Source organism: Streptomyces thermocarboxydovorans (assembly GCF_039524635.1).
GTDB classification, from domain to species: domain Bacteria; phylum Actinomycetota; class Actinomycetes; order Streptomycetales; family Streptomycetaceae; genus Streptomyces; species Streptomyces thermocarboxydovorans.
This window is the reverse complement of record NZ_BAAAGU010000045.1, coordinates 1-23,328: the sequence shown is the minus strand read 5'-3', so window position 1 is coordinate 23,328 and position 23,328 is coordinate 1. Positions and strand designations below refer to the sequence as shown.

Annotated in this window: 26 protein-coding genes and 2 pseudogenes; 19 read left to right on the top strand and 9 right to left on the bottom strand. The window is 71.8% G+C overall.

Annotated features, from left to right (window positions below; translation table 11 throughout):
• The first annotated feature begins 58 nt into the window (after positions 1-58).
• The 4 genes and pseudogenes from ABD198_RS21050 (at position 59) to ABD198_RS21035 (ending at position 3,190) form a co-directional block, all read left to right on the top strand.
• The gene (locus ABD198_RS21050) at positions 59-949 is read left to right on the top strand and encodes an alpha/beta hydrolase family protein (RefSeq protein WP_344004193.1); all 891 of its coding nucleotides are present in this window, start codon (positions 59-61) and stop codon (positions 947-949) included.
• A 306-nt stretch (positions 950-1,255) separates the two neighbouring features.
• A pseudogene (locus ABD198_RS21045) lies at positions 1,256-1,621 on the top strand (alpha/beta hydrolase); the annotation flags it as partial.
• Positions 1,618-1,893: pseudogene (locus ABD198_RS21040) on the top strand (acyltransferase family protein); the annotation flags it as partial. The pseudogenes ABD198_RS21045 and ABD198_RS21040, both read left to right, overlap by 4 nt.
• A gap of 94 nt (positions 1,894-1,987) precedes the next feature.
• Positions 1,988-3,190, top strand: coding sequence for a cytochrome P450 (locus ABD198_RS21035; protein ID WP_344004190.1), 1,203 nt, complete (start codon positions 1,988-1,990; stop codon positions 3,188-3,190).
• A 64-nt stretch (positions 3,191-3,254) separates the two neighbouring features.
• Here the strand turns inward: ABD198_RS21035 and ABD198_RS21030 are convergent, their stop codons facing one another.
• Both ABD198_RS21030 and ABD198_RS21025 read right to left on the bottom strand, forming a co-directional pair.
• Positions 3,255-4,886 (bottom strand): ABC transporter permease, encoded by a 1,632-nt coding sequence (locus tag ABD198_RS21030; RefSeq protein WP_344004187.1) that lies wholly within the window; start codon positions 4,884-4,886, stop codon positions 3,255-3,257.
• Complete coding sequence (locus ABD198_RS21025; RefSeq protein ID WP_344004184.1) at positions 4,883-5,797, bottom strand: ABC transporter ATP-binding protein; 915 nt, start codon at positions 5,795-5,797, stop codon at positions 4,883-4,885. The genes ABD198_RS21030 and ABD198_RS21025 overlap by 4 nt, the downstream gene beginning before the upstream one ends.
• A 122-nt stretch (positions 5,798-5,919) precedes the next feature.
• On the opposite strand from ABD198_RS21025, the gene ABD198_RS21020 reads away from it, so the two are divergent.
• The 3 genes from ABD198_RS21020 to ABD198_RS21010 all read left to right on the top strand — a co-directional run bounded on the left by ABD198_RS21020 (position 5,920) and on the right by ABD198_RS21010 (position 7,753).
• Positions 5,920-6,438 carry a GbsR/MarR family transcriptional regulator gene (locus ABD198_RS21020; protein WP_344004181.1) on the top strand — a complete coding sequence of 173 codons (519 nt, stop codon included), beginning with the start codon at positions 5,920-5,922 and terminating at the stop codon, positions 6,436-6,438.
• 48 nt (positions 6,439-6,486) lie between these two features.
• On the top strand, positions 6,487-7,077 hold the full coding sequence (locus ABD198_RS21015) for a Uma2 family endonuclease (RefSeq protein WP_344004178.1): 591 nt from the start codon (positions 6,487-6,489) through the stop codon (positions 7,075-7,077).
• 79 nt (positions 7,078-7,156) lie between these two features.
• Positions 7,157-7,753, top strand: coding sequence for a Uma2 family endonuclease (locus tag ABD198_RS21010; RefSeq protein WP_425580519.1), 597 nt, complete (start codon positions 7,157-7,159; stop codon positions 7,751-7,753).
• Positions 7,754-7,809: 56 nt separating this feature from the next.
• On the opposite strand, the gene ABD198_RS21005 is transcribed toward ABD198_RS21010, so the two are convergent.
• Positions 7,810-8,679, bottom strand: coding sequence for a diacylglycerol kinase (locus ABD198_RS21005; RefSeq protein ID WP_344004173.1), 870 nt, complete (start codon positions 8,677-8,679; stop codon positions 7,810-7,812).
• A 190-nt stretch (positions 8,680-8,869) separates the two neighbouring features.
• Between ABD198_RS21005 and ABD198_RS21000 the strand changes: the two genes are divergently transcribed.
• Positions 8,870-10,153, top strand: coding sequence for an adenylosuccinate synthase (locus tag ABD198_RS21000; protein ID WP_344004170.1), 1,284 nt, complete (start codon positions 8,870-8,872; stop codon positions 10,151-10,153).
• 105 nt (positions 10,154-10,258) lie between these two features.
• Here ABD198_RS21000 and ABD198_RS20995 read toward each other — a convergent pair whose 3' ends face one another.
• A complete protein-coding gene (locus ABD198_RS20995) occupies positions 10,259-10,411 on the bottom strand; it encodes a hypothetical protein (RefSeq protein WP_344004167.1) in 153 nt (50 codons plus the stop codon).
• Between the two features lie 214 nt (positions 10,412-10,625).
• Here ABD198_RS20995 and ABD198_RS20990 point away from each other — a divergent pair, with 214 nt between their 5' ends.
• From ABD198_RS20990 to ABD198_RS20980, 3 genes are all read left to right on the top strand, one after another.
• On the top strand, positions 10,626-12,206 hold the full coding sequence (locus tag ABD198_RS20990; RefSeq protein ID WP_344004164.1) for an alpha/beta hydrolase: 1,581 nt from the start codon (positions 10,626-10,628) through the stop codon (positions 12,204-12,206).
• 80 nt (positions 12,207-12,286) lie between these two features.
• Entirely contained in the window at positions 12,287-12,658 is a 372-nt protein-coding gene (locus ABD198_RS20985; RefSeq protein ID WP_344004161.1) for a hypothetical protein, read from the top strand.
• A gap of 89 nt (positions 12,659-12,747) precedes the next feature.
• Positions 12,748-13,041: a hypothetical protein gene (locus ABD198_RS20980; protein WP_344004158.1), complete on the top strand. Its 294-nt coding sequence runs from the start codon at positions 12,748-12,750 to the stop codon at positions 13,039-13,041.
• A 24-nt stretch (positions 13,042-13,065) separates the two neighbouring features.
• Here the strand turns inward: ABD198_RS20980 and ABD198_RS20975 are convergent, their stop codons facing one another.
• The 3 genes from ABD198_RS20975 to ABD198_RS20965 all read right to left on the bottom strand — a co-directional run bounded on the left by ABD198_RS20975 (position 13,066) and on the right by ABD198_RS20965 (position 16,111).
• A complete protein-coding gene (locus ABD198_RS20975; RefSeq protein ID WP_344004155.1) occupies positions 13,066-13,716 on the bottom strand; it encodes a hypothetical protein in 651 nt (216 codons plus the stop codon).
• 154 nt (positions 13,717-13,870) lie between these two features.
• Entirely contained in the window at positions 13,871-14,566 is a 696-nt protein-coding gene (locus ABD198_RS20970) for a GntR family transcriptional regulator (protein ID WP_344004152.1), read from the bottom strand.
• A 180-nt stretch (positions 14,567-14,746) separates the two neighbouring features.
• Positions 14,747-16,111 carry an aspartate aminotransferase family protein gene (locus tag ABD198_RS20965; protein ID WP_344004148.1) on the bottom strand — a complete coding sequence of 455 codons (1,365 nt, stop codon included), beginning with the start codon at positions 16,109-16,111 and terminating at the stop codon, positions 14,747-14,749.
• Between the two features lie 227 nt (positions 16,112-16,338).
• On the opposite strand from ABD198_RS20965, the gene ABD198_RS20960 reads away from it, so the two are divergent.
• The 3 genes from ABD198_RS20960 to ABD198_RS20950 all read left to right on the top strand — a co-directional run bounded on the left by ABD198_RS20960 (position 16,339) and on the right by ABD198_RS20950 (position 19,396).
• Positions 16,339-16,941: a DJ-1/PfpI family protein gene (locus ABD198_RS20960; protein WP_344004146.1), complete on the top strand. Its 603-nt coding sequence runs from the start codon at positions 16,339-16,341 to the stop codon at positions 16,939-16,941.
• Positions 16,938-17,423 carry a MarR family winged helix-turn-helix transcriptional regulator gene (locus ABD198_RS20955; RefSeq protein WP_344004143.1) on the top strand — a complete coding sequence of 162 codons (486 nt, stop codon included), beginning with the start codon at positions 16,938-16,940 and terminating at the stop codon, positions 17,421-17,423. Before ABD198_RS20960 ends, ABD198_RS20955 begins: the two co-directional genes overlap by 4 nt.
• A gap of 77 nt (positions 17,424-17,500) precedes the next feature.
• The gene (locus ABD198_RS20950; RefSeq protein WP_344004140.1) at positions 17,501-19,396 is read left to right on the top strand and encodes a serine/threonine-protein kinase; all 1,896 of its coding nucleotides are present in this window, start codon (positions 17,501-17,503) and stop codon (positions 19,394-19,396) included.
• Between the two features lie 9 nt (positions 19,397-19,405).
• On the opposite strand, the gene ABD198_RS20945 is transcribed toward ABD198_RS20950, so the two are convergent.
• Positions 19,406-20,182, bottom strand: a complete 777-nt coding sequence (locus ABD198_RS20945) for an SLATT domain-containing protein (RefSeq protein ID WP_344004137.1) — start codon at positions 20,180-20,182, stop codon at positions 19,406-19,408.
• A 324-nt stretch (positions 20,183-20,506) separates the two neighbouring features.
• On the opposite strand from ABD198_RS20945, the gene ABD198_RS20940 reads away from it, so the two are divergent.
• The 3 genes from ABD198_RS20940 to ABD198_RS20930 all read left to right on the top strand — a co-directional run bounded on the left by ABD198_RS20940 (position 20,507) and on the right by ABD198_RS20930 (position 22,176).
• Positions 20,507-20,848: a YbaB/EbfC family nucleoid-associated protein gene (locus ABD198_RS20940; protein WP_344004134.1), complete on the top strand. Its 342-nt coding sequence runs from the start codon at positions 20,507-20,509 to the stop codon at positions 20,846-20,848.
• A gap of 76 nt (positions 20,849-20,924) precedes the next feature.
• Complete coding sequence (gene recR / locus ABD198_RS20935; RefSeq protein WP_344004130.1) at positions 20,925-21,524, top strand: recombination mediator RecR; 600 nt, start codon at positions 20,925-20,927, stop codon at positions 21,522-21,524.
• Positions 21,517-22,176 (top strand): DUF5063 domain-containing protein, encoded by a 660-nt coding sequence (locus ABD198_RS20930; protein WP_344004127.1) that lies wholly within the window; start codon positions 21,517-21,519, stop codon positions 22,174-22,176. The genes recR and ABD198_RS20930 overlap by 8 nt, the downstream gene beginning before the upstream one ends.
• 36 nt (positions 22,177-22,212) lie before the next feature.
• Here the strand turns inward: ABD198_RS20930 and ABD198_RS20925 are convergent, their stop codons facing one another.
• On the bottom strand, positions 22,213-22,554 hold the full coding sequence (locus ABD198_RS20925) for a hypothetical protein (RefSeq protein ID WP_344004124.1): 342 nt from the start codon (positions 22,552-22,554) through the stop codon (positions 22,213-22,215).
• A 53-nt stretch (positions 22,555-22,607) separates the two neighbouring features.
• On the opposite strand from ABD198_RS20925, the gene ABD198_RS20920 reads away from it, so the two are divergent.
• Both ABD198_RS20920 and ABD198_RS20915 read left to right on the top strand, forming a co-directional pair.
• Entirely contained in the window at positions 22,608-23,060 is a 453-nt protein-coding gene (locus tag ABD198_RS20920; RefSeq protein WP_344004121.1) for a DUF5753 domain-containing protein, read from the top strand.
• Positions 23,053-23,235, top strand: a complete 183-nt coding sequence (locus ABD198_RS20915) for a DUF397 domain-containing protein (RefSeq protein WP_344004118.1) — start codon at positions 23,053-23,055, stop codon at positions 23,233-23,235. The genes ABD198_RS20920 and ABD198_RS20915 overlap by 8 nt, the downstream gene beginning before the upstream one ends.
• Positions 23,236-23,328 lie beyond the last annotated feature (93 nt).

Genomic DNA, 23,328 nt, shown 5'->3' with positions numbered 1-23,328 from the left:
CGACGGCCGATCTCTTCGCCGGTCCACCAAGTAAATTGCATTGCTGGAAGGTTGGGACATGTCGGACGCCGCGAACGCCGCCGCAGACACCGCCCGGGCCGCCGCCGAGGAGAAGTCGGCCCTCTCCCATCCGCCCGTCGACCCCGACGCCACCGCGGCTTACGGCGACGACCCGGACCAGGTGATCGACTTCTACGTCCCGCGCGCCGAGGGCGCCGCGGGCCGGCCCGCCCCCGTGGTGGCCGTGCTGCACGGCGGCGCGTGGCGGGCACCGTACGACCGGCGGCACATCAGCCCGTTCGCCGCCTTCCTCACCCGCCGGGGCTTCGCCGTGGCCGGCATCGAGTACCGCAGGGGCGCGGCGGAGGCGGGCGAGGGCGACCCGGTGGCGGGCCGCTGGCCGGACACCCTGGACGACGTGGCAGCTGCCGTCGACGCGCTGCCCGCGCTGGTCCGGGAGCATCTGCCGCAGGCCGACGCGGGCCGGATCGTGCTCACCGGCCACTCCGCGGGCGGCCACCTCGCCCTGTGGGCCGCCGCCCGCCACCTGCTCCCCGAGGACGCGCCCTGGCGCACCGACCGGCCCGCCCCCTTGCGCGGTGTGGTCGCCCTCGCCCCCATCGCGGACTTCGCCGTCGCCGACAAGCTGGAGGTGTGCGGCGGCGCGGTGCGCCAGTTCCTCGGCGGCGACGGCAAGTTCGCCGAGCGGCAGCCGTACGCCGACCCCGCGCTGCTGGTCCCCACCGGCATCGCCACCACCCTGGTGCAGGGCCGGCGCGACATCGACGTGCCGCAGGCGGTGGCCGAGGCGTACACGGTCGCGGCGGCCAAGGCGGGCGAGGTGGTCGGCCTGACGCTGCTCGAGGACGTCGGCCACTTCCCGCTGATCGACCCGGCGGCCGACGCCTGTGCGGTGGTGGCGGAGGAGATCGCCCAACTGGCGTGGTGAGACCCGTAGTACCTGAGAGCTACCCCGGAGGTGAGCCCTCCGGTGGGACGCGGTCTACAAGCCCGCCTCCCTAACTTCCTTGCCTGACGGGCCCGACGGACGGGCCGGGGGAGGAAGACCACCGTGGGACGGGGAACGTACGGGGCGCTCAGGACCAGGGGCGCGGCGGGTCAGGCGCAGGGAGGTGCGGGGCCGTCCCCGTACCGGGTTCGACGGTATGTCAGCCGGGGGGCGTACTCGGCGCGTTGTGCCGTCGAGCCGGGGCCCACTCGACGGGGCTCGGCACCTGGCCGGCTCCGCCGCACCCTGCTCGCCGCGCTCATCGCCGGCGCCGTGGCCCTCCCTCTCTCCGCCGCGGCCGAGGCACGCATCCCCGCTCCCGCCCCCGCGGCCGTCGGCGCACCCACCCGGGCCACGCTCGACGACATCTACGCGGCCAACCGCGCCAACGCGGCCGAGGCCGCGCGGATGGCCGCCGCGTACGGTGCCCGCGGCCGCGCCGCCGCCGACCGCCGGCTCGCGCACCCGGTGCGGCAACTGCTCGCCTTCGACGGCCGGGGGCCCGGCCTGGTCACCGAGGTGTTCGGCGACCTCACGGCGGCGCACCGCGTAGCCGTCCTCGTCCCCGGCTCGGACACCAGCCTCGACACCTACGACCGCTTCCGCGCGTCCCCGGCGCCGCCGTCTCCAATCTCGACCCGCCGACGCTCGCCGTCGTCACCTTCGGGCTCGCCCAGTGCGGTCTTGCGCTGCTGCTGCGCGAACCGCTCGCCCGTGCCCTGCGCCGGCCCCTTGCCTGGGCGGCGGTGGCGCTGGTCAATCTGTCCGCGATGACGCTCTTCCTGTGGCATCAGACCGCGCTGATGGCGACGACCGCCATGACCCTGCCCCTCGGCAGGCAGCCCGGTCTGCACACCCGGCCCGACCACCTCGGCTGGGTCGCCGACGAGTAGTGCCGGGGAGCGCGCAGAGGGTGCTCGCCCAGACTCTGCTCTGGCCCCCTGGTCAGTCCCGGGGCCTCCGGGCTAGCGTCGCTGCATGGCAGCCTTCGATCCGTGGGACCCGGCGTTCGTCGCCGACCCGTACCCCGCCTACGCAGAGCTGCGCGCCAAGGGGCGTGTGCACTACTTCGAGCCGACGAACCAGTGGCTGGTGCCGCACCACGCGGACGTCTCGGCGCTGCTCCGGGACCGCCGCCTGGGCCGGACGTATCTGCACCGCTTCAGCCACGAGGAGTTCGGGCGCACGCCGCCCCCGCCGGAGCACGAGCCGTTCCACACCCTCAACGATCACGGGATGCTCGACCTGGAGCCGCCGGACCACACCCGCATCCGGCGCCTGGTGTCGAAGGCGTTCACACCGCGGACGGTGGAGCGGCTGAAGCCGTACGTGGAGCAGCTGGCCGGTGAACTGGTCGACCGGCTGGTCGCCGCGGGCGGGGGCGATCTGCTGAGGGACGTAGCCGAGCCGCTGCCGGTCGCGGTGATCGCCGAGATGCTGGGCATTCCGGAGGCGGACCGGGGCCCGTTGCGGCCCTGGTCGGCCGACATCTGCGGGATGTACGAGCTGAACCCGTCCGAGGAGGCGGCGCGCAAGGCGGTGCGGGCCTCGATCGAGTTCTCGGACTACCTGCGCGAGCTGATCGCCGAGCGCCGCAAGGAGCCGGGCGACGACCTGATCTCCGGGCTGATCGCCGCGCACGACGAGGAAGACCGCCTCACCGAGCAGGAGATGATCTCGACCTGTGTGCTCCTGCTGAACGCGGGCCACGAGGCCACGGTGAACGCCACGGTCAACGGCTGGTGGGCCCTGTTCCGCAACCCCGGCCAGCTGGCGGCCCTGCGCGCGGACCACTCCCTCGTCCCCTCGGCGGTCGAGGAGCTGCTGCGCTACGACACCCCGCTGCAGCTCTTCGAACGCTGGGTGCTGGACGAGATCGAGATCGACGGCACGGTCGTCCCCCGGGGCTCCGAACTGGCCCTCCTCTTCGGCTCCGCCAACCACGACCCAGCCGTCTTCACCGACCCCGAGAAGCTCGACCTCACCCGCCGCGACAACCCGCACATCTCCTTCAGCGCCGGAATCCATTACTGCATCGGTGCGCCCCTGGCCCGCATCGAACTGACGGCATCCATGGGCGCGTTGCTGAAGAAGGCCCCGGGTCTGAAGCCGGTGGCGGAGCCGAAGCGGAAGCCGAACTTCGTGATCCGGGGCTTGGAGGGACTGGAGGTCGAGGTCTGACCTGATATTCCCTGATCTTCGAGACGGTCGATTGACCGGTGGGGTGGGGCGGCTGACGGGGCGTCTACGTCGTCAGGTCGCGGCGACCCAGCGCCGCGAGGCCCGCGGCCACCAGCCCGGCCGCGATCAGGCACAGCACCACCAGTGGGCCCCAGCTCATCTCCGCCCCCGGCACCTTCGGCAGGTGACCGAAGGGGGAGAGGTCCAGTACGGCCTGGGGCAGGTCGAGGGCCGGGCCCACCCAGCCCAGGAGGAGGACCGCGCCGGCCACGCCCCACGCCGCTCCCACCGCCGCCCTCGGCAGCAGCCCGTGCAGCAGGACGGCCGCGCCGCCGATCACCCACACCGCCGGGACCTGGACCAGGCAGGCGCTCAGGACTCCGCCGGTGTCCTTGCCGTAGGCCAGGGCGTATCCGGCGCCGGCCAGCAGCATGATCCAGACCGCGCCGCCGAAGGCGATGGCCAGGTGGCCCGCGGCCCAGCGGAGCCGGCTGACCGCGCCGGCCAGCACCGGTTCGGCCCGGCCGGAGGTCTCCTCCCCCGTGAGGCGGAGCACCGAGCTGACGATGCAGAGCGCGGCGACCAGGCCCAGCATGCCGATCACCGAGGCGACGAAGGCGTCCGTGACCTGCGCCTGGCCGCCCATCCGCTCGATGATCCGCCGCGCCTGCTCGTTGTCCCCGACGAGATCCGCCGCGCCCTCGGTCATCCCGCCGTACACCAGCCCGGCCAGGAGGAAGCCGATGCTCCAGCCGAGGACGCTCCCCCGCTGAAGGCGCCAGGCGAGCGCACCGGCCGTGCTCAGTCGGCCGGTGGCCGGTCCGGGGCGGGTCGGCAGGAAGCTCATGCCGAGGTCGCGGCGGCCGGTGAGCTCGTAGGCCAGCGCGCCCTGCAGCAGGGCGGCGCCGGTGAAGAGCAGCAGGACCCACCAGCGTTCGGCGGCGAAGGGGCGGAGGTTCTCCTGCCAGCCGAGCGGGGAGAGCCAGGTGAGGGGGGAGGAGCCGTCGGTGGTCGCCGAGTCGCCGGCCGCGCGCAGCACGAAGGCCGCCCCCAGCAGGCCGGCCGTCAGGCCCCGGGCCAGGCGGGCGCTCTCCGTGAGCTGGGCGAGGACCGCGGCGGCCGTGGCGAAGAGCATGCCGGTGCCCGCGACGCCGAGGGCGAAGGCGATCGCGCCCGCGGCTCCCTGGCCGGACAGGCCGGCAGCGAGCAGCAGGGCCAGTGCGGCGTTGGCGACGGCCGCCGTGAGGAGGGCCGCCGTCAGCGGGGCCCGGCGGCCGACCGTGCCGGACGCCACCAGTTCCTGACGGCCGCTCTCCTCCTCGTCACGGGTGTGCCGTACGACGATCAGCAGGCTCATCACGGCGGCGAGGGCGGCCGCGTAGACGCCGACCCGCCAGGCGGTGAGCGCGCCGAGGGAGTCGCCGAAGACGGGGCCGACCATCGCACGCAGGGAGGAGTTGGTCCCCATCTGCCGGACCAGATCGGCGCGTTCGGCCGGCGTGCCGTACAGGCCGTCCAGGGTGCCGGGCATGGACAGCACCATGAGGGCGTTCACCGCGACCCAGAGGGGGATCAGCAGGCGGTCGCGGCGGAGGGCGAAGCGGAGCAGGGTGCCGGTGCCGGCGAGCTGCCGCGCGGCGGCGGGACGTACCGCGAAGGCGGAGAGGGCGGACGGGGTGGTGGGGGTGGTGCTCATCGGGCCACCGCCTCGGCGGACGCTGTGACGTCCTCCTGGTAGTGACGCAGGAACAGCTCCTCCAGCGTCGGCGGCGTGGACGTCAGTGAGCGCACGCCCGAGTCGGTGAGCGAGCGCAGTACGGCGTCCAGCCGGTCGGTGTCGACCTGGAGCCGGACCCGGTTGCCGCGCACCTCCAGGTCGTGGACGCCGGGCAGGGCGGCGAGGCCGTTCGGCGGGCCGGCGAGCTCGGCGCTCACGCTGGTGCGGGTGAGATGGCGCAGGTCGGCCAGCGAACCGCTCTCCACCGTGCGGCCCTTGCGGATGATGCTCACCCGGTCGCACAGCTCCTCCACCTCGCTGAGGATGTGCGAGGACAGCAGCACGGTCCGGCCGCGGTCCCGCTCCTCGGCGACGCATTGCTGGAAGACCTCCTCCATCAGCGGGTCGAGCCCGGAGGTCGGCTCGTCCAGGATCAGCAGGTCGACGTCGGAGGCGAACGCGGCGACCAGGGCGACCTTCTGCCGGTTGCCCTTGGAGTACGTCCGGCCCTTCTTCGTCGGGTCCAGCTCGAAGCGTTCGATCAGCTCGGCGCGGCGGCGCGCGTCGAGGCCGCCGCGCAGGCGTCCGTAGAGGTCGATGACCTCGCCGCCGGAGAGGTTGCGCCACAGCGTGACGTCGCCGGGGACGTAGGCGATGCGGCGGTGGATCTCCACGGCGTCCGTCCACGGGTCGTGCCCGAGGACCTGGGCGGCGCCCGAGTCGGCGCGCAGCAGGCCGAGCAGGATGCGGATGGTGGTGGATTTCCCCGAGCCGTTGGGGCCGAGGAAGCCGTGGACCTCGCCGGACTCCACGTCCAGGTCGAGGCCGTCGAGGGCGCGGGTGCGGCCGAACGACTTGTGCAGCCCGGAGACGGTGATGGCCTTCGTCATGCTTCGGAACTTACGCTTCTTTCAGAAATTTGTGAAGATGAAGAAGGGGCTGAACCGGCGGATAGGGTTGCGGACGGAGTCGCAGCGGGGCGCGGCAGTCGTAGCAGGGGAGTGAACGAGGCATGAGACAGGCGGCGGCCAGAGCGAACGACCGGGACCCGGAGGCGGTCTCCCGTTTCGTGGAGCACTTCGCGGCGCAGCTGGTGGAGGCCGGCCTGCCGCGCATGCCCGCCCGCGTCTTCGCGGCCCTGCTCGCCTCCGACACCGGCGCCCTGACCTCGGCGGAACTGGGCGAGCAGCTGAAGATCTCACCCGCCGCGGTGTCCGGCGCCGTGCGCTATCTCGCCCAGGTCCACATGATCTCCCGCGAGCGCGAGCCCGGCTCCCGCCGCGAGCGCTACCGCGTCCACGGCGACCAGTGGTACGAGGCCCTCACCAACCGCGAGGCGATCATCCGGCGCTGGGAGGACGCCCTGCGCGAGGGCGTCACCAGCCTCGGCCCCGCCACCCCTGCGGGCCGCCGCCTCGCCGAGACCCTGGCCTTCTTCGAGTTCGTGGAGAAGGAGGTCGCGGACATGATGGAACGCTGGCGCGTGCACCGGGAGCAGCGATTCGGATCGGGCACCTCCGCGCGTGACTGATCGGCTACGCTGAGTGGTGGCTGGTCCGCGGGCAGGGGAGGGCGCATCATGACAGTCATGGCGGAGCGACCGACGATAAGCGACAACGACTCCCCGGGCTTCGACGAGCTACTGGCCACTCTCGACGAACTGGTCGTACCCGACGGCTACAAGGCCGAGATCATCAGGGGGAGCATCGTCTTGTCGCCGTGGTCCCGGGGCTACTACCTCGATGTCATGGAGTCGGTGTGCGAACAGCTGCGGCCGCACCTTCCGGCAGAGCACCGGATCAGTTACGGCCCTTTCCTGTACGTGTTCCCGGGCGCGGAGCGCGCATACGGGCCTGACATCCACGTGGCCCACCGGCGAGCCAGCCGGATCACCAGCACCCACCTGGACGGCGAAGCCCTCTCCCTCGTGGCCGAACTGACCTCCTCCAGCACCCGCGACGACGACCTCACCGACAAGGTCGAGGTCTACGGACGGGCCGGTGTCCCCGTCTACCTGCTCCTGGACATGCAGGAGGAGCAGACCACGGTCTTCTGGACGCCCTCCGCCAAGGGATACGAGGCGCACGACACCCGGCCGTTCGGCGAGAAGCTGCGCATCCCCGCGCCGTTCGACTGTCTGCTCGACACCACCGGCTTCCAGGCCCCCTGACCTCCGGTATCCGGCACCTGTCAGTGACTGATCGGCTACTGTAAGTGCTGGCTGGTCCGCGTGCAGGGGAGGGCGCATCATGACAGTCATGACGGAGCGACCGACGACAGGCGGCACCGAGCCCCGCAGTGGCTTCGAGGAGCTCCTGGACCTTCTCGACCAACTGCATGTGCCGGACGGCTACAGGGCCGAGATCGTCAGTGGGAGCATCGTCGTGTCGCCGTGGTCCAAGGGCTCCTACCTCCGTGTGCTGCGGCAGGTCTGTGAACAGTTGGAGCCGCATGTCCCCGAGGGGCACGTGGTCGAGCGAGGGCCGTTCCTCTTCGTCTTCCCGGGGGACGAGTGTGCCTACGGGCCGGACATCCATGTGGCGCACGAGCGGGTCTTCGAGACGGAGAGCAACCGCCTGGACGGTGAGGGGCTGTTCTTCGTCGCCGAGCTCACCTCCCCCGCCACCAGGAGCGACGACCTCACCAACAAGGTCGGGGTGTACGCCAGGGGAGGCGTACCCGTGTACCTGATTCTCGACATGCAGAAACAGCAGGCCATCGTCTACGGGTCCCCGTCTCCGCAAGGCACCTACGAAGTCCGCTTCACCAAGCCGTTCGGCGAGAAGCTGCCGATGCCTGCCCCCCTCGACTTCCTGCTCGACACCACCGGCTTCCAGGCCCCCTGACAACCCGCCACCCCACCGAACACCCCACCGAACACCTCACCGGCCACCCTCGTCGGCTACCCCGCCGGCACCGTCAGCCCCCAGGCTCCTTCCCTCACCTCCCACGTCCGGGTGCGGACGGGACCGGAGATCACCGCGTCCGCGCGGTAGCGGAAGTGGGCGCCGGACACCGTCACCGTGCAGCCCTCCGCCAGTAGCGCCGAGGATCCGGCCGGGCGGACCTCGACGCGGGCCCGGCCCGGGGGCGCCGGGCTCACCTGGACGGAGTCCACCGGCTGGTGCAGATCGACCAGCATCTCGCCGTCGACCTCCACCCGCAGCTGCGACGGCCCCGCATCGGGCACGGCGGCGACCAGGCGGGACGGCCGGGCGGGGACCAGGGTGCGCACCAGTGACTGGCAGGTCCGCAGCCAGGGGCGGCCCGCCCCGGACTCCTCCCGCCCGAGCCCCGCACCCAGTGGCGGGATCCGCAGCGTGCCCAGCACCACCCCGTCGCTGTCGTCCACCAGCAGGTCCATCCGGCGCTCGACCCCGTCCAGCACGGCCCGCGCCGCCGCCACCGCACTGGTCGGCACGCCCAGCGACCGGGCGAGGCACAGCGCGCCGCCCACCGGCACCAGCGACAGCACGCACGCCGCCAGCTCGCGCTGCCGGTGCAGCAGGCTCACCGCCCGCACCAGGGCCCGGTCGTCGCCGACCAGCACCGGCCGCCGCGAGCCGCGCCGCCGCAGCGCACGGGCGAACTCCTCCGGACCGTCCGGCAGACACACCTTGGTGCCGGCCGCACCCGCGCTGAGCACGTCTTTCGCGATCCTCACGGACTCTCCGTCGGTGCGCCGGGCGACCGGATCGACGACCACCAGCAGCTGTTCGGGAGCGGACCAGGACGTCGCGGAATGTGTCGCGGATGTCGCCACCTCGGCCATGCCTCGCTTCCTCGGGTAGCATCTTTGTGCAAGAGCCCCTTGCGCTGCGCTGTCGCGTCAGGGGCTTCGTCTATTCCGGGGCATCCGGTCCGACGGTTGGCGGCCAACGACGGTCGCGGTGCACGCGGCGGTGATCCTCCGCGTACGCCCTCGACCATGGACATGCCCCGCCCGGAAGGGGTGTACGCGCGTGCCCGCACTTGTGCTGCTCGGTGCTCAGTGGGGTGACGAAGGCAAGGGAAAGGCGACGGACCTGCTCGGCGGATCCGTCGATTACGTGGTGCGCTACCAGGGCGGCAACAACGCCGGCCACACGGTGGTGGTGGGCGATCAGAAGTACGCCCTGCACCTGCTCCCTTCCGGGATCCTGTCACCCGGCTGCACGCCGGTCATCGGCAACGGTGTCGTCGTCGACCCCTCGGTCCTGCTCTCCGAGCTGAGCGGACTGAACGAGCGCGGCGTCGACACGTCCAAGCTGCTGATCAGCGGCAACGCGCACATCATCACGCCGTACAACGTCACAGTGGACAAGGTCACCGAGCGCTTCCTCGGCAAGCGGAAGATCGGCACCACCGGCCGCGGCATCGGCCCGACCTACGCCGACAAGATCAACCGCGTGGGCATCCGGGTGCAGGACCTGTACGACGAGTCGATCCTGACGCAGAAGGTCGAGGCGGCCCTCGACGTCAAGAACCAGATCCTCACCAAGCTCTACAACCGCCGCGCCATCGCCGCCGACCAGGTGGTCGAGGAGCTGCTGGGCTACGCGGAGAAGCTGCGCCCGTACGTCGCCGACACGGTGCTGATCCTGAACCAGGCGCTGGAGCAGGACAAGGTGGTCCTCTTCGAGGGCGGCCAGGGCACGCTGCTGGACATCGACCACGGCACGTACCCGTTCGTCACCTCCTCCAACCCGACCGCGGGCGGCGCCTGCACGGGTACCGGTGTGGGTCCGACGAAGATCAGCCGCGTCATCGGCATCCTGAAGGCGTACACCACGCGCGTCGGCGCCGGCCCGTTCCCGACCGAGCTGTTCGACGAGGACGGCGAGGCGCTGCGCCGCATCGGCGGCGAGCGGGGCGTGACCACCGGCCGGGACCGCCGCTGCGGCTGGTTCGACGCGGTGATCGCCCGCTACGCGGCCCGGGTGAACGGTCTGACCGACTTCTTCCTCACCAAGCTGGACGTCCTCACCGGCTGGGAGCAGATCCCGGTCTGCGTGGCCTACGAGATCGACGGCAAGCGCGTCGAGGAGCTGCCGTACTCGCAGACCGACTTCCACCACGCGAAGCCGGTCTACGAGATGCTGCCGGGCTGGAGCGAGGACATCAGCAAGGCCAAGACCTTCTCCGACCTGCCGAAGAACGCGCAGAACTACGTCAAGGCGCTGGAGGAGATGTCCGGCGCCCCGATCTCCGCGATCGGCGTCGGCCCGGGCCGCGACGAGACCATCGAGATCAACTCGTTCCTCTGAGCCTCTCGTAAGACTCCCGGACCCGCCTACGAGGTCCCTGAGACGACGGACGGCCGGTACGGAATCCCCGTACCGGCCGTCCGCTGTTGCGCCCCCGTCCCGCGTTCACGCCCCGGCGGCCCCGCCGAGATGCTTGATCTTCTCGAACGGACAGGCTCCCACCGGCACCAGCGCCGCGAAACATGAGCGGGGACGCGCGTCGGCGTTCCTGACATAGGTCTTCCGGATGGGGGCCGACAGCTCACCGGAAACGAGCATCCGGCCTCTGTGCGGGGCCAACTGAGTGTCCCTCAGGCGGCCTCTGGGGAAGATGACGGAACTGCGTTTCCGGTTGTGCGACTCAAGACCCATCTGTCACGGCAGCCCGTCCTTCTGGGGTGGGAGGAAATCGGGACCGAGGAGGGATTACTTCAACTTCCTTGCACGAAAGGGTGGATGGGTCCGTAGTCGATCGATCAAGGGCCCCATCCTCGTGAGAAGAAGTCGAATAGCCCTCCTGGCGGCGGTGGGTACCGTCGCCACATTGGTGCCCGCGCTGGCGCCCGCCACGGCGTCCGCGGCGGAGAACCAGCTCGGCCCGTACCTCAGGCAGAAGGTCTCCTGGCACCGCTGCGACAAGTCGGCACCCGCCGCCCTCCAGTGCGCGACGATCAAGGTGCCGCTCGACTACCGCAAGCCGGGCGGCAAGAAGCTGGACCTCGCGATATCGAGGTACAGGACCAGCACCAAGAAACAGCGCCGCGGTGTGCTCCTGCTCAACCCCGGCGGTCCGGGCGGCCCCGGCGTCGACATGCCGCAGTACCTGGTGAACGAGCTGCCCAAGTCCGTGAAGAGCAAGTACGACCTGGTCGGCTTCGACCCGCGGGGCGTCGGCCAGAGCTCCCCGGTCGGATGCGGGCTCACGGAGAAGGAACGGGACTGGGAACGGCCCTACAAGGCCGCGACGTTCGCCGAGGACGTGAGGTGGGCCCGGACCTTCGCCGACAAGTGCAACAAGAAGCAGGGCGACAGGCTGAGCCACATCACCACCCGCAACACCGCGCGGGACATGGACGTGATCCGTGCCGTGCTCGGCGAGAAGAAGATCTCCTATCTGGGCTACTCGTACGGCACCTACCTCGGCGCCGTCTACACGCAGATGTTCCCCGAGCGCACCGACCGCTTCGTGCTGGACAGCGCGGTCGACCCGGCCCGGGTGTGGCGCGGCATGATCCAGGTGTGGGCCGAGGGAGCCGAGCCCGCCTTCACCCGGTGGACCGAGTGGACGGCCCGCCGCGACGCCACCTACAAGCTGGGCAAGACCCCGGCCGCGGTGCGCAAGACCTTCTACGACCTGGTCGCCCAGGCCGACCGCAAGCCGATCGTCATCGACGGCACCAAGCTGACCGGCGACGACATCCGCGTCGGTCTGCGTCCGGCGTTCTTCAGTGTGCAGGACGCCGCGGAAGCCGTCGTGGAGCTGAAGAAGGCCGCCGCCAAGAAGTCCAGGAAGGCCACGTCCGGCGGCCCCAAGCTCAGGACGCCCACCCCGGCACCCCCGGCCTTCGGCAAGGTGCCCGCCGACAACGGCGACGCCGCCTTCTGGACCGTGGTCTGCGCCGACATCCGCAACTGGCCGCGCGATCCGGAGCGGTACCGGGCCGACGCCGTCCGCGACAAGGTCACCTACCCGCTGTACGGGGACTTCGGCTCCAACATCAAGCCCTGCGCGTTCTGGAAGAGGAACGGCAGTGAGCCCGCCACCAGGATCGACAACAAGGTGCGCGCGCTGATCCTGCAGAACGAGTGGGACCCGCAGACGCCCCTCACCAGCGGCCAGGGCCTGCGCCGGGCGATGAAGGGCGCCAGGATGGTCACCGTCCGCGGGGGCGTCGGCCACGGCATCTACGGCACCAAGTCCTGCGCCGACAAGACGGCCACCGCCTACCTCACCACCGGCAAGCTGCCGTCCAAGGACGTGACCTGCAAGGCCGGCGCGTCCCAGCAGAACGGCTTCAACGTGCTGCCGATCCCGGCGCCCAGGGGCATCCCGGGCATGGTCAGCCGCTTCTGACCGCACGCTGCGCCGCAACGGGAGGCACTCCGCGCAGGGTGCCTCCCCTCGGCAGGACCTCGGCCGCGGAGGCCGCCGGCATGTCCTCGGCCGCGGAGGCCGCCGGCTGCCGCTACACCAGGGAGACGACAGCCCCGATGGATCACACCGACGGCCCGGAGCAGCAGGAGGCGCCGGGGTTCAGCCCCGTTCAGTACATCGTTCCGTATCTGTCGCTCGTCACCGGCAACGCCGGCGTGCAGAAGACGTCCTTGGACGAACGGCCCATGCTGTTCTGGGTGTTCACCGCGATCGCCGCGCTCGGCATGCTCTCCACCGTCATGGAGCTGAGGCGCATGCACACCGCCCACCGGCGCAGCCCCCTGCCCCGGTGGACCCGGTTCTCAGGGCTGCTTCTCGCACTGTTCGGGGCGTACGTCGTCCGCTGCGTCGGCGTCGGCATCAGCGGATAGGGGATTCCCGGGCACCGTCGACGGCTGCTGTGCAGCGGGCATAGCCTGAGGGTGTACCCCACGTGCGTCGACCGGAGAAGGTGAGTGCGATGCGCGTGATGCTCAAGGCTTCCATGGACACGGAGAAGGCGAACGAGGCCATCAGGAACGGCACACTGCCGAAACTGATCGGTGAAACGCTGGAACAGGTCAAGCCCGAGGCGGCCTATTTCACGGCGGACCACGGCAAGCGCACCGCCATTCTGGTCTTCGACATGCAGGACAGCTCGCAGATGCCGGTGATAGCCGACCCGTTCTTCCTGCAGCTCGGCGCGGAGATCAGCTACACGCCGGTGATGAACTTCGACGACATGCAGAAGGGACTCGCGCAGCTGGAGCGGTGATCCTCCGCCCCGGGACACCGCGGATCAGCTGAACACGATCATCGACCCCTGCGCCAGACTCCGTGTCGCCGCCGCGTGCAGGCCCAGCCAGACGTGGCGCTCGCGGGCGAAGGGGCTGGGGTCGTACGGGGCGGGCAGGGCCGGCTCCTCCAGCTCGGTGGGGGCACGCGGGGGTACGGGCGCGGCCGGGGGGTTGGCCGGGTCGATGCCGAGGGTGGGGGCGACGAGCTCCAGCTCCCGCAGGAGCGCCTGGGAGGAGCCCAGCGGGCCGCCGCCGGCGAGGAGTTCGTCGCTGGACAGCGGGGTCGGGAAGTCGAGGGGGACGTACGCGCCCGCGTGGTCGTAGTGCCAGACAAGGTGGGACTGCTGGGCCGTGGCGTCGAACATCTCCAGCAGCTGCTCGTAGTCACCGCCGAGTTCGTCCACCGGGGTCACCGGAAGGCCGCACACCTGGAGCAGATAGGCGCGGCGCAGGAAGTGCAGCGCGTCGTAGTCGAATCCCGCGACCGGGGCGACCTCCCCGGAAAGCCCCGGCATGTACTGGTACACCGGCACCGGTGGCAGGCTCGCAGCGGCGAGCACCGAGTTGTACTGCGCGAGTTCCTCGGCGAACGGATTGCCGGGAGTGTGGCACAACACGTCCACGAGGGGCACCAGCCACAGGTCACAGGCCAAAGAGGGCTCCTCACACGGCACCAGGGCCGTCGGTCGTCGGGAGGATCGGGGAAGTCGTCAAGGAAGAGTACGGCGAGCACTGCGCTTTCGTCTTCGTGCAGGTCCCATACCCGTACGGGGGCGGGCGACGCAGCGGGGGAGGGCGACCGCGGGCTCAGCCGTCCTGGAGGCGGTCGACCAGCGCCAGTCCGTGGGCGTTGTACGACTCGACGATCGCGCGGGCGGCCTTGATGTCGCCGCGCGACAGAGCGTCGACCAGGGCGGTGTGGTCGGACCACAGCCGGCCCCGCAGGTCGGGCATCCGCCGCAGCTGCTGCACCACGCACACCCAGGTCTGCACCCGCAGCCGGTGCAGGAAGTCGCTGAGGTACGGGTTGCCGAACAGCGACCCGAGCTCGCGCCAGAAGCGCAGGTCGTAGCCGATGAGCACGGTGAGGTCCCCGGCGAGGGCCGCCCGCTGGGCCTCCTCACCGCGCCGCCGGACCCCGGCGAGGGCGGCGGCGATCCGGGGTTCCTCGGGCGCGAGGTGGGTGAGGCGGCCCTCTTCCAGCGCGGCGAACATGCCGTCGGTGACCAGGCTCCGCGCCTCGATCATGCCGCGGAAGTCGGCCGCGGAGTACTCGTGCACCCGGAAGCCGCGATGGTGGTCGGCGTCGAGCAGGCCCTGCGCCGAGAGGTCGACCAGCGCCTCCCGCACGGGGGTCGCGGAGACGCCGTACTGGTCGGCGATCTCCTTGACCGTGAACTCCTGCCCCGGTTGCAGCCGCCCGGCCAGCACCTCGTCGCGCAGTGCGTCGGCGATCTGCTGCCGCAGGGTGCTGCGGGTCACGGCGACATGGCCGCTGGGCATGGTCGGGCGTCTCCCTCGTCGCGAAGCCGGTGACGTGCTCGTGGGGACCTTAGGGCCCGCAGGCCGGTCCGGCGGCCCGCGGCGCACACGGCCGCCCGCGCGGGCCCCGGTCCACGGTCCTTACGAGCACGTCACCTTACGCGTTGGGGCAGGGCACGCCCCATGCCCCGCCCGGTGCCGCTACTCCACGTGCTGGTCGGCCACCGACAGTGCCGCGTCCAGCACCGCCAGGCCCTCCTTCAGCTCCGCCTCGCTCACCGTGCACGGCGGCACCACATGGGTGCGGTTCATGTTCACGAAGGGCCACAGACCGCCCTCCTTCGCGGCGGCCGCGAACGCCGCCATCGGGGCGTTGGCCTCGCCGGCCGCGTTGTACGGCACCAGCGGCTCGCGGGTCTCGCGGTTGCGGACCAGCTCCACCGCCCAGAACATGCCGACGCCGCGCACATCGCCGACGCTCGGGTGGCGCTCGGCCAGCTCGCGCAGTCCGGGACCGAGGACGGTCTCACCGAGCCGGGCCGCGTTCTCGACGATGCCCTCCTCCTCCATCGCGTTGATCGTCGCGACGGCGGCGGCGCAGGCCAGCGGGTGGCCGGAGTAGGTCAGACCGCCCGGGTAGGGGCGCTTGCCGAAGGTCTCCGCGATCGCGCCGGAGATGGCGACGCCGCCCAGCGGCACATAGCCGGAGTTCACACCCTTGGCGAAGGTCATCAGGTCGGGGACCACGTCGTACAGGTCCGCCGCGAACCACTTGCCGGTCCGCCCGAACCCGGCCATGACCTCGTCCAGGATCAGCACGATCCCGTACTTGTCGCACAGCTCCCGCACGCCCGCGAGGTAACCGGCGGGCGGCACCATGATCCCGGCCGTGCCGGGGATGGTCTCCAGCAGGATCGCGGCGATGGTCGACGGCCCCTCGAAGGCGATCGTCGTCTCCAGGTGCTCCAGCGCCCGGGCGCACTCCTGCTCCTCGGTCTCGGCGTAGAAGCGCGAGCGGTACAGGAAGGGCGCCCAGAAGTGCACCACGCCCTGCGAGGCGGTGTCGGAGGCCCAGCGGCGCGGGTCGCCGGTGAGGTTGATCGCCTGCTGGGTGCCGCCGTGGTACGAGCGGTACGCGGAGAGCACCTTGGGGCGGCCCGTGTGCAGGCGGGCCATGCGCACCGCGTGCTCATTGGCGTCGGCGCCGCCGTTGGTGAAGAAGATCTTGTCCAGGTCGCCGGGGGTGCGCTCGGCTATGAGCCGGGCCGCCTCCGAGCGGGCCTCGACGGCGAACGCCGGCGCGAAGGTCGTCATCCTCGCCGCCTGCTCCTGGATCGCGGCGACGACCTTGGGGTGCTGGTAGCCGACGTTCGTGTAGACGAGACCACTGGTGAAGTCGAGGTAGCGGCGCCCGTCGTAGTCCCAGAAGTACGACCCCTCCGCTCCGGCGACGGCGAGCGGGTCGATGAGCTCCTGCGCGGACCAGGAGTGGAAGACGTGCGCACGGTCGGCGGCCTTCACAGCGGCGCCGGCCTCGGGGTTCGGCTGAGGGGTCTGAGGGGTCATACGCCGAGGGTAGGGGGCACGCGGGCGGCGGCGACATCGGCGGCCTGTCTGCGGTCGCGAGGTTTCCGCGACAAGTTGTCGACAGCAGGGGCGGCCATGAGCCCACGACCTCCGAAGGCTATTGACAGCATGCTGTCGAAATGACAGAATCTTGTCATCTGATCCTCTCATCGAAAGCAGGACCAGAAGCAGGTGTCACCCATCCCCCCCGAGCCCAGGGAGCGGTCATGACCCGCAAACCCGTCCACCTCGCCCTCTACGACACCTTCGCCGACTGGGAGACCGGTCACACCACCGCCCATCTCACGCAGGCCGGGTTCGGGACCCGTACCGTCGGACCCGCCACGGAGCCCGTCACCACCATGGGCGGACTGCGCATCGTCCCCGACCTGGCGCTCGACGCGCTGCACCCCGAGGACAGCTCGCTGCTGATCCTCACCGGCGCCCGCCTGTGGGACGAGGGCGACTCGCTCGCCCCCTTCGCCCGGGCCGCCCGCGCCTTCCTCGACGCCGGGGTGCCCGTCGCCGCGATCTGCGGCGCCACCGCCGGGCTGGCCCGCGAGGGCCTGCTGGACGACCGGGCGCACACCAGCGCCGCCCTGCCTTACCTCGCGGCCACCGGATACGCGGGCGGGGCGCGGTACGCCGGCACCGACGCCGTCACCGACCGCGGGCTGATCACCGCCGGGCCCACCGAGCCCGTCGCCTTCGCGCGGGAGATCTTCCGGCTGCTCGGCGCCTACGACGAGAAGGTGATCGACGCCTGGTACCGGCTGTTCCACGACTCGGACGCGGCCGCGTACGCCGAGTTGCAGGCGGCGGCGCAGTGAGCACAACGACCCCGGACAACGCAGGCGGCAGGGCGCGGCAGGAGCTGCTCAGCCGCGCCGCGCTCGGTGTCTTCCGGCTCAACGGCCAGTTCCTGCAGCTGGCCGAGGAACTGGCCCGGCCCGCCGGCCTCACCGCCGCCCGCTGGCAGGTGCTCGGCGCGGTCCTCACCGAGCCGCTGCCGGTGGCGGGCATCGCCCGCGTCATGGGCATCACCCGGCAGAGCGTCCAGCGCATCGCCGACCTGCTGGTCGGGCAGGGCCTCGCCGAGTACCGCCCCAACCCGGCCCACCGCCGCGCCAAACTCCTCGCGCCCACGGAGGAGGGGCGGGCCGCGATCGCCCGCATCGACCCCGGGCACGCGGCCTTCGCCGAGCGGCTGGCGCGGGCGTACGGGGAGGCTGAACTGGCCGGTGCGGTGGCGGCCTTGGAACGCCTGTCCGAGGTCCTCGACCGCCTGGACGGGCCTGTTACGGAACCGTAGAGATAGCCCAGCTCACCCCGCCCCGGCCCGGCACTATCCTCGGCTTGTTGCTCACTTGGGGGGAAGGCGGCGCAGCGATGGAGAAGCTCGGGCCCGGGGATCCGCAGCAAATCGGGGCGTACCGGCTGCTCGCGCGGCTCGGGGCCGGGGGGATGGGGCACGTCTATCTGGCCCGTTCCGAGCGGGGCCGCACGGTCGCCGTGAAGCTCGTCCGGGAGGAGCTGGCCCGGCAGGAGGAGTTCCGCGCGCGCTTCCGGCAGGAGGTGCAGGCGGCCCGGCAGGTCGGCGGCCACTGGACGGCGCCCGTGCTGGACGCGGACACCGAGGCTCCGGTGCCGTGGGTGGCCACCGGGTATGTCGCGGGGCCCAGCCTGCAGCAGGTCGTCGGCCACGACCACGGGGCGCTGCCGGAGCGGTCGGTGCGCATCCTCGCGGCCGGTCTGGCGCACGCGCTGAAGGACATTCACGCGGCAGGGATGGTCCACCGGGACCTCAAGCCGTCCAATGTGCTGGTCACCATCGACGGCCCGCGGGTGATCGACTTCGGGATCGCGCGGGCCCTGCAGACGGTGACCGACGGCGGGCTCACCCGCACCGGGGCGCTGGTCGGCTCGCCCGGCTTCATGGCGCCCGAGCAGGTGCGCGGCGACCGCATCACCCCGGCCTGCGACGTGTTCTGCCTGGGCTCGGTCCTCGCCTACGCCGCCACCGGCAAGCTGCCCTTCGGCACCGCCAACAGCGGGGTGCACGCGCTGATGTTCCGTATCGCGCAGGAGGAGCCGGACCTCGAGCCGGTGCCCGAGGCGCTGCGGGACCTCATCAGCGACTGCCTGAAGAAGGACCCGGACGCGCGTCCCGGACTGGACGAGATCCTGCGGCGGAGCGGGGCGGAGGACACGGTCGCCGACGGCCGCTCCCGCGACCCGTGGCTCCCGAGCGCCCTGGTCGCCCAACTGGGCCGCCACGCGGTGCAGTTGCTGGACACGGAGGACCCCGAGGCACCGGCGGCTCAGGCGGCCCCGGGCGGGCCGACGCCCACCGCCGTGTCCGGGACCCCGGCCGGTTCGTCACCCGAGGGGGCTGCCCGAAGCGGTCCCGCCGCGTCCTCCTCCGGCGCCGCTCCCGCCGCGACGCCCGAACACGCCCCCGCGGACGACGACTCCGCCCCGCCGCCTCCCGGTGAGCCGGGCAGCGGGGGCCCGGTGAACCACCTGCCCACCGTGGTCGTCGGCGGTCCGGGCGGCACCACGCCGCCCCCGGGCCCGGCCCCGGGTACCCCCGGCCACCCGCAGCAGCACCCCCAGCCCGCCGCCTACGGCTATCCGTACGGCGGTTACCCGAGCGGCGCCACCCCGCCGTACGGCCCACCGCCCTACTACGGGGCACCCGGCGGGCAGGACCCCCGGCGGGACCCGCGGTCCTCCACCGCGCTGCTCGTGCTGATCGCCCTGGTCGTCGCGGTCGCGGCGGGCGGCACGGTGTACGCGCTGATGAGCGGCGGCGACAAGGACCAGGCCGACCATCCGCCGCCCTCGACGGCCGCCACCGCACCCGGGACCACCGAGACCACCGGCCCGTCGGGCGATGCCAGGCAGCCGTCCCGGCCGGCCACCACGTCGCCGCCGTCCGACGGGGCGATCCCCACCGCCTACCTGGGCAGCTGGTCCACCTCGTTCACCAATGCGATGGGGGAGCACTCCCGCCGGCTGACCCTCCAGCAGGGCGAGACCGGCGACACGGTGCTCTCCCTCGTCGCGGACGGCCCCACCGGCAGCGGCACCTACCACTGCGTCTTCGAGGCCGACCTGACCTCCGCCTCCGACGACCGGCTGCGGCTCGGCCCGTCCACGGTCACCGCCGGCCGGCCCAGCAGCGCCTGCACACCGGGCTCCGCCAGCGAGATCACCCTGCTCCCGGACGGCTCGCTCCGCCGCGTCCACAGCGGGGGCGAGCTGACCTTCAAGCGGGACTGACCCTGGCTCCTACCTGGGCTCTGGGGGCCGCTGGCGCGGCATGTTCGGGCGAGGCTGCCCCGGAGGCGAGGGGACCCGCCCGTTGGGTGACGCGCCCTGTTCCTGCCGGCCGCCGCTCGCCACCGCCGTGTGCACGCTCATCGGCGCGCTCCCGGTGCGGAACTCCACCATCCAGTCCGCCGTCTCGACCCGCACCAGCTCCGTGATGTCCTCCGAGAAGCGGCGCAGCACATTCAGGCACCGCTCCGCCGCCTCGCTGGCCGTGCCCTCCGCGGGGCCCAGCACCTCCCGGACGCACTCCGACGCCCAGTCGAACTGCAGCGCCTGCAACCGCCGCTGCACCGCCTGCGCGGTGGCCACGTCCCGCATCCAGCCGGACGTCACCCCGAAGAACCGGTCCCCGGCCACGCACGCCACACCCAGCAGCAGCGACAGATACCCCCAGGGCGCGACCCCGCTCACCGCCCCGGCCAGATCCAGCAGCGGCAGCGCCGCCCCGGTCACCGCGCCCGCCGCCGCGCCGCCGCGCAGCGCCCGGGCACACCGGCGTTTCCAGACCCGGTCGGCGAGATACCAGGCGGCCGTCTCCAGCGCGCCCCGCTCCACCCACCGGTACAGCTCGTCCAGCCGGGCCGCGGGCTCGCCCCAGTCACCGAGCGGGAAGACCCGGCCGCCGAGGTCCCCCGGCCCCGCCTGTCCCGGCCGCAGCCAGGCCGCCCCCTCGCCGCGCAGCTCGCCCCGCCCGTTCTGAGGCCGACCCTCGGGCTGCATCTCCGGCTGACCCACCCGGTACTCCCTACTGACCGCGACTACGTGACTGACCCCGACCGATCCGCCTGCTCCCCGACCGCCCCCGGCCGGCACGTACCGTTCACCCCGCGCACCCGGCCGATGACGCCCGGTGCCGATGTGGCGGACCCTTGATACCGCCCAAAGGGGTGGGCGCGCCGGTGTTTCGGCCGCTTTTCCGCCCGTACGAGGGCCTTGATCAGGTATAGGGTCCCGGCGCGGCTCACTCGAAAGAGTGCTGGGGCGACGGCCGCTCCGACCACGTAGGCTCGTGCCGAACGGGAAAAACGCCCGACAACGCGGTGACGATGGGAGCTGATCGTGATCCCCGGTGGTGGCCAGCCCAACATGCAGCAGTTGCTCCAGCAGGCCCAGAAGATGCAGCAGGACCTGGCCAAGGCGCAGGAGGAACTGGCCGACACGGAGGTCGAGGGGCAGGCCGGCGGCGGCCTGGTGAAGGCCACCGTCACCGGCTCGGGAGAGCTGCGCGCGCTGAGGATCGACCCGAAGGCGGTGGACCCGGAGGACACCGAGACCCTCGCCGACCTGGTCGTCGCGGCGGTCCACGCGGCCAACGAGAACGCCCAGGAGCTGCAGCAGCAGAAGCTCGGCCCGCTCGCCCAGGGCCTGGGCGGGGGCGGCATCCCCGGTCTGCCGTTCTGAGTCGCTCTGCCTTTCTCAGATCGGCCGAGCCCTCTACCGTACGTAGTGAAGGAACCCCAGGAAGGACGGCAGTCCGTTGTACGAAGGCGTGGTGCAGGACCTCATCGACGAGCTCGGGCGGCTGCCCGGCGTCGGTCCGAAGAGCGCCCAGCGGATCGCCTTCCACATCCTTCAGGCGGAGCCGGCCGACGTACGGCGCCTCGCGCACGCGCTCATGGAAGTGAAGGCCAAGGTCCGCTTCTGCGCGGTCTGCGGGAACGTGGCGCAGCAGGAGCAGTGCGGCATCTGCCGCGACGCCCGCCGCGACCCGGCCGTCATCTGTGTCGTGGAGGAGCCGAAGGACGTCGTGGCGATCGAGCGCACCCGTGAGTTCCGGGGCCGCTACCACGTCCTCGGCGGCGCGATCAGCCCCATCGACGGAGTGGGCCCCGACGACCTGCGGATCCGCGAGCTTCTGGCACGGCTGGCCGACGGCACGGTCAACGAGCTGATCCTGGCCACGGACCCGAATCTGGAGGGCGAGGCCACGGCCACCTACCTCGCCCGCATGATCAAGCCCATGGGCCTGAAGGTCACCCGCCTGGCCAGCGGCCTCCCGGTGGGTGGCGACCTGGAATACGCGGACGAGGTCACCCTCGGCCGTGCCTTCGAGGGGAGACGACTCCTAGATGTCTGATGCCACGCTGCACGCGACGGACCAGAACCCGGACGACTTCGCGGTCCAGATCGCGGATCAGATCGAGAGCTTCCTGGTCGCCGTCACGGAGGTGGCGAAGGGCGACGAGCCGGACTCGGCCGTCCCCTTCCTCCTGCTGGAGGTCTCCCAGCTCCTCCTCGCCGGCGGCCGGCTGGGGGCGCACGAGGACTTCGTCCCCGACGAGCGCTACGAGCCCGACCCGGGCCCGGAGCCCGACGTGGACGAACTCCGCGAGAACCTGGCCCGCATGCTGGAGCCGGTCGACGTCTACTCCGAGGTCTTCGACCCCTACGAGCCCCGCAAGAAGCCGGTCCCGGCCCGCATCTCCGACGACCTGGCCGACGTCATCACCGACCTGCGCCACGGCATGGCCCACTACCGCGCCGGCCGCACCACCGAGGCCCTGTGGTGGTGGCAGTTCTCCTACTTCTCCAACTGGGGCAGCACCGCCTCCGCGACCCTGCGCGCCCTGCAGTCGGTGGTGGCCCACGTCCGCCTGAACCAGCCCCTCGCCGAACTCGACGGCCTGGACACCGACCAGGACGTGGGCGACGACACCCTGGAGTTCGAGGCGGGCAGGGTCATGGCCCGCGAGATCGGCGAGCCTCTGGGCATGCGCCCGGTGCAGTGACGCCTGCGGCCGCAAGGCCGACTCGTCAACTGGCGTTCATCGCAGCCCGCTGACGCCCAGCACCCGTGCCAGTGCCTCCGGCGGGACGTGCGGGGCGGTCCGGGTCGGGATGCTGTACCAGCGCAGCGGCCAGGTGTTGCCGTCCAGGGCCGGCACCCCGAGGTAGGTGACGGCACGCTCACCCCGGCCGCCGAACTGCTGCACGCCCGGGGGCCAGTCGTAGCGGTGCACGGTCCCGGGCGGCAGCAGGAAGTACACCCACCGTCCGCGCGCCGCCTCGCACACGACCGGCCCGGCGTCGTCGTCGCGCACCTCGATGAGCTGATCGGCGACCACCTCCCCGCGCCGGCCCGCGATCCGTACGGCATCGAAGTGCACGCCGGTGATGTGGAGTTGGTGACCGGTTAGGGGAACCCATCCTGGCCGGTGAATTGCACTCGGGGAACCGATTCCCGCCGCTGGACAAGGAGACGATCGCCAGCCGGATCGAGGGGCGCCTGGAGCGGCAGGCGGCCATCGCCGCGCGCACACCCCCGGTCGGCCTGTGCTTCGTGCTCTACGAGGCCGTGCTGCGCAGCCCCCTCGTGGACGCTGCCCAACTGGACCGCCTGCTTGCGGAATCCCAGCTGCCGAACGTCCACCTTCAGGTGCTGCCGTTCGACAGGGCGACGTTCCCCGGCGCTCTCATGGGGCCCATGGTGCTGCTGGAAACGCGCGACCATGAGCGCTTCGCTTTCACTGAGGGCCAGTTCGCGAGTGAACTCTCGGCCGATCCCGCGATCGTCAGTAAGGTGACGGAGCGCTTGAGCATGATTCGTGCACTGGCGCTCAGCCCTGCCGAGTCTGCCGACTTCATCAAAGGATTGGCGAAGACTGATGAGTGAAGCCAAGCACTGGATCAGGTCCAGCTACAGCGATGACGAGGGCGGCGCCTGCGTGGAAGTTGCTTTCACCGCCCGCATACACATCCGCGACTCGAAGAACCCCGAAGGCCCCCGGCTGACCGTTCCCGCGCCCGCTTGGTCCGCCTTCATCGCCGAACTCCGGCCCGGGGCTTGAGAACTCGGGCCCAGGTGGCCCTAGGTGTGCTGTCCCGGGACGTTGGTGACACGCGTGCTGGGTGCTTGAACGGGTGAGGGCCTTCTGGGTTCG

What these genes read in the sequence shown, in the direction of transcription:
- ABD198_RS21050 (WP_344004193.1), top strand. Translation starts at nt 59, where the DNA reads ATGTCGGACGCCGCGAACGCCGCCGCAGACACCGCCCGGGCCGCCGCC.
- ABD198_RS21035 (WP_344004190.1), top strand. Translation starts at nt 1,988, where the DNA reads ATGGCAGCCTTCGATCCGTGGGACCCGGCGTTCGTCGCCGACCCGTAC.
- ABD198_RS21030 (WP_344004187.1), bottom strand. Translation starts at nt 4,886, where the DNA reads ATGAGCACCACCCCCACCACCCCGTCCGCCCTCTCCGCCTTCGCGGTA.
- ABD198_RS21025 (WP_344004184.1), bottom strand. Translation starts at nt 5,797, where the DNA reads ATGACGAAGGCCATCACCGTCTCCGGGCTGCACAAGTCGTTCGGCCGC.
- ABD198_RS21020 (WP_344004181.1), top strand. Translation starts at nt 5,920, where the DNA reads ATGAGACAGGCGGCGGCCAGAGCGAACGACCGGGACCCGGAGGCGGTC.
- ABD198_RS21015 (WP_344004178.1), top strand. Translation starts at nt 6,487, where the DNA reads ATGACAGTCATGGCGGAGCGACCGACGATAAGCGACAACGACTCCCCG.
- ABD198_RS21010 (WP_425580519.1), top strand. Translation starts at nt 7,157, where the DNA reads ATGACAGTCATGACGGAGCGACCGACGACAGGCGGCACCGAGCCCCGC.
- ABD198_RS21005 (WP_344004173.1), bottom strand. Translation starts at nt 8,679, where the DNA reads ATGGCCGAGGTGGCGACATCCGCGACACATTCCGCGACGTCCTGGTCC.
- ABD198_RS20995 (WP_344004167.1), bottom strand. Translation starts at nt 10,411, where the DNA reads ATGCTCGTTTCCGGTGAGCTGTCGGCCCCCATCCGGAAGACCTATGTC.
- ABD198_RS20985 (WP_344004161.1), top strand. Translation starts at nt 12,287, where the DNA reads ATGTCCTCGGCCGCGGAGGCCGCCGGCTGCCGCTACACCAGGGAGACG.
- ABD198_RS20980 (WP_344004158.1), top strand. Translation starts at nt 12,748, where the DNA reads ATGCGCGTGATGCTCAAGGCTTCCATGGACACGGAGAAGGCGAACGAG.
- ABD198_RS20970 (WP_344004152.1), bottom strand. Translation starts at nt 14,566, where the DNA reads ATGCCCAGCGGCCATGTCGCCGTGACCCGCAGCACCCTGCGGCAGCAG.
- ABD198_RS20965 (WP_344004148.1), bottom strand. Translation starts at nt 16,111, where the DNA reads ATGACCCCTCAGACCCCTCAGCCGAACCCCGAGGCCGGCGCCGCTGTG.
- ABD198_RS20960 (WP_344004146.1), top strand. Translation starts at nt 16,339, where the DNA reads ATGACCCGCAAACCCGTCCACCTCGCCCTCTACGACACCTTCGCCGAC.
- ABD198_RS20950 (WP_344004140.1), top strand. Translation starts at nt 17,501, where the DNA reads ATGGAGAAGCTCGGGCCCGGGGATCCGCAGCAAATCGGGGCGTACCGG.
- ABD198_RS20930 (WP_344004127.1), top strand. Translation starts at nt 21,517, where the DNA reads ATGTCTGATGCCACGCTGCACGCGACGGACCAGAACCCGGACGACTTC.
- ABD198_RS20915 (WP_344004118.1), top strand. Translation starts at nt 23,053, where the DNA reads ATGAGTGAAGCCAAGCACTGGATCAGGTCCAGCTACAGCGATGACGAG.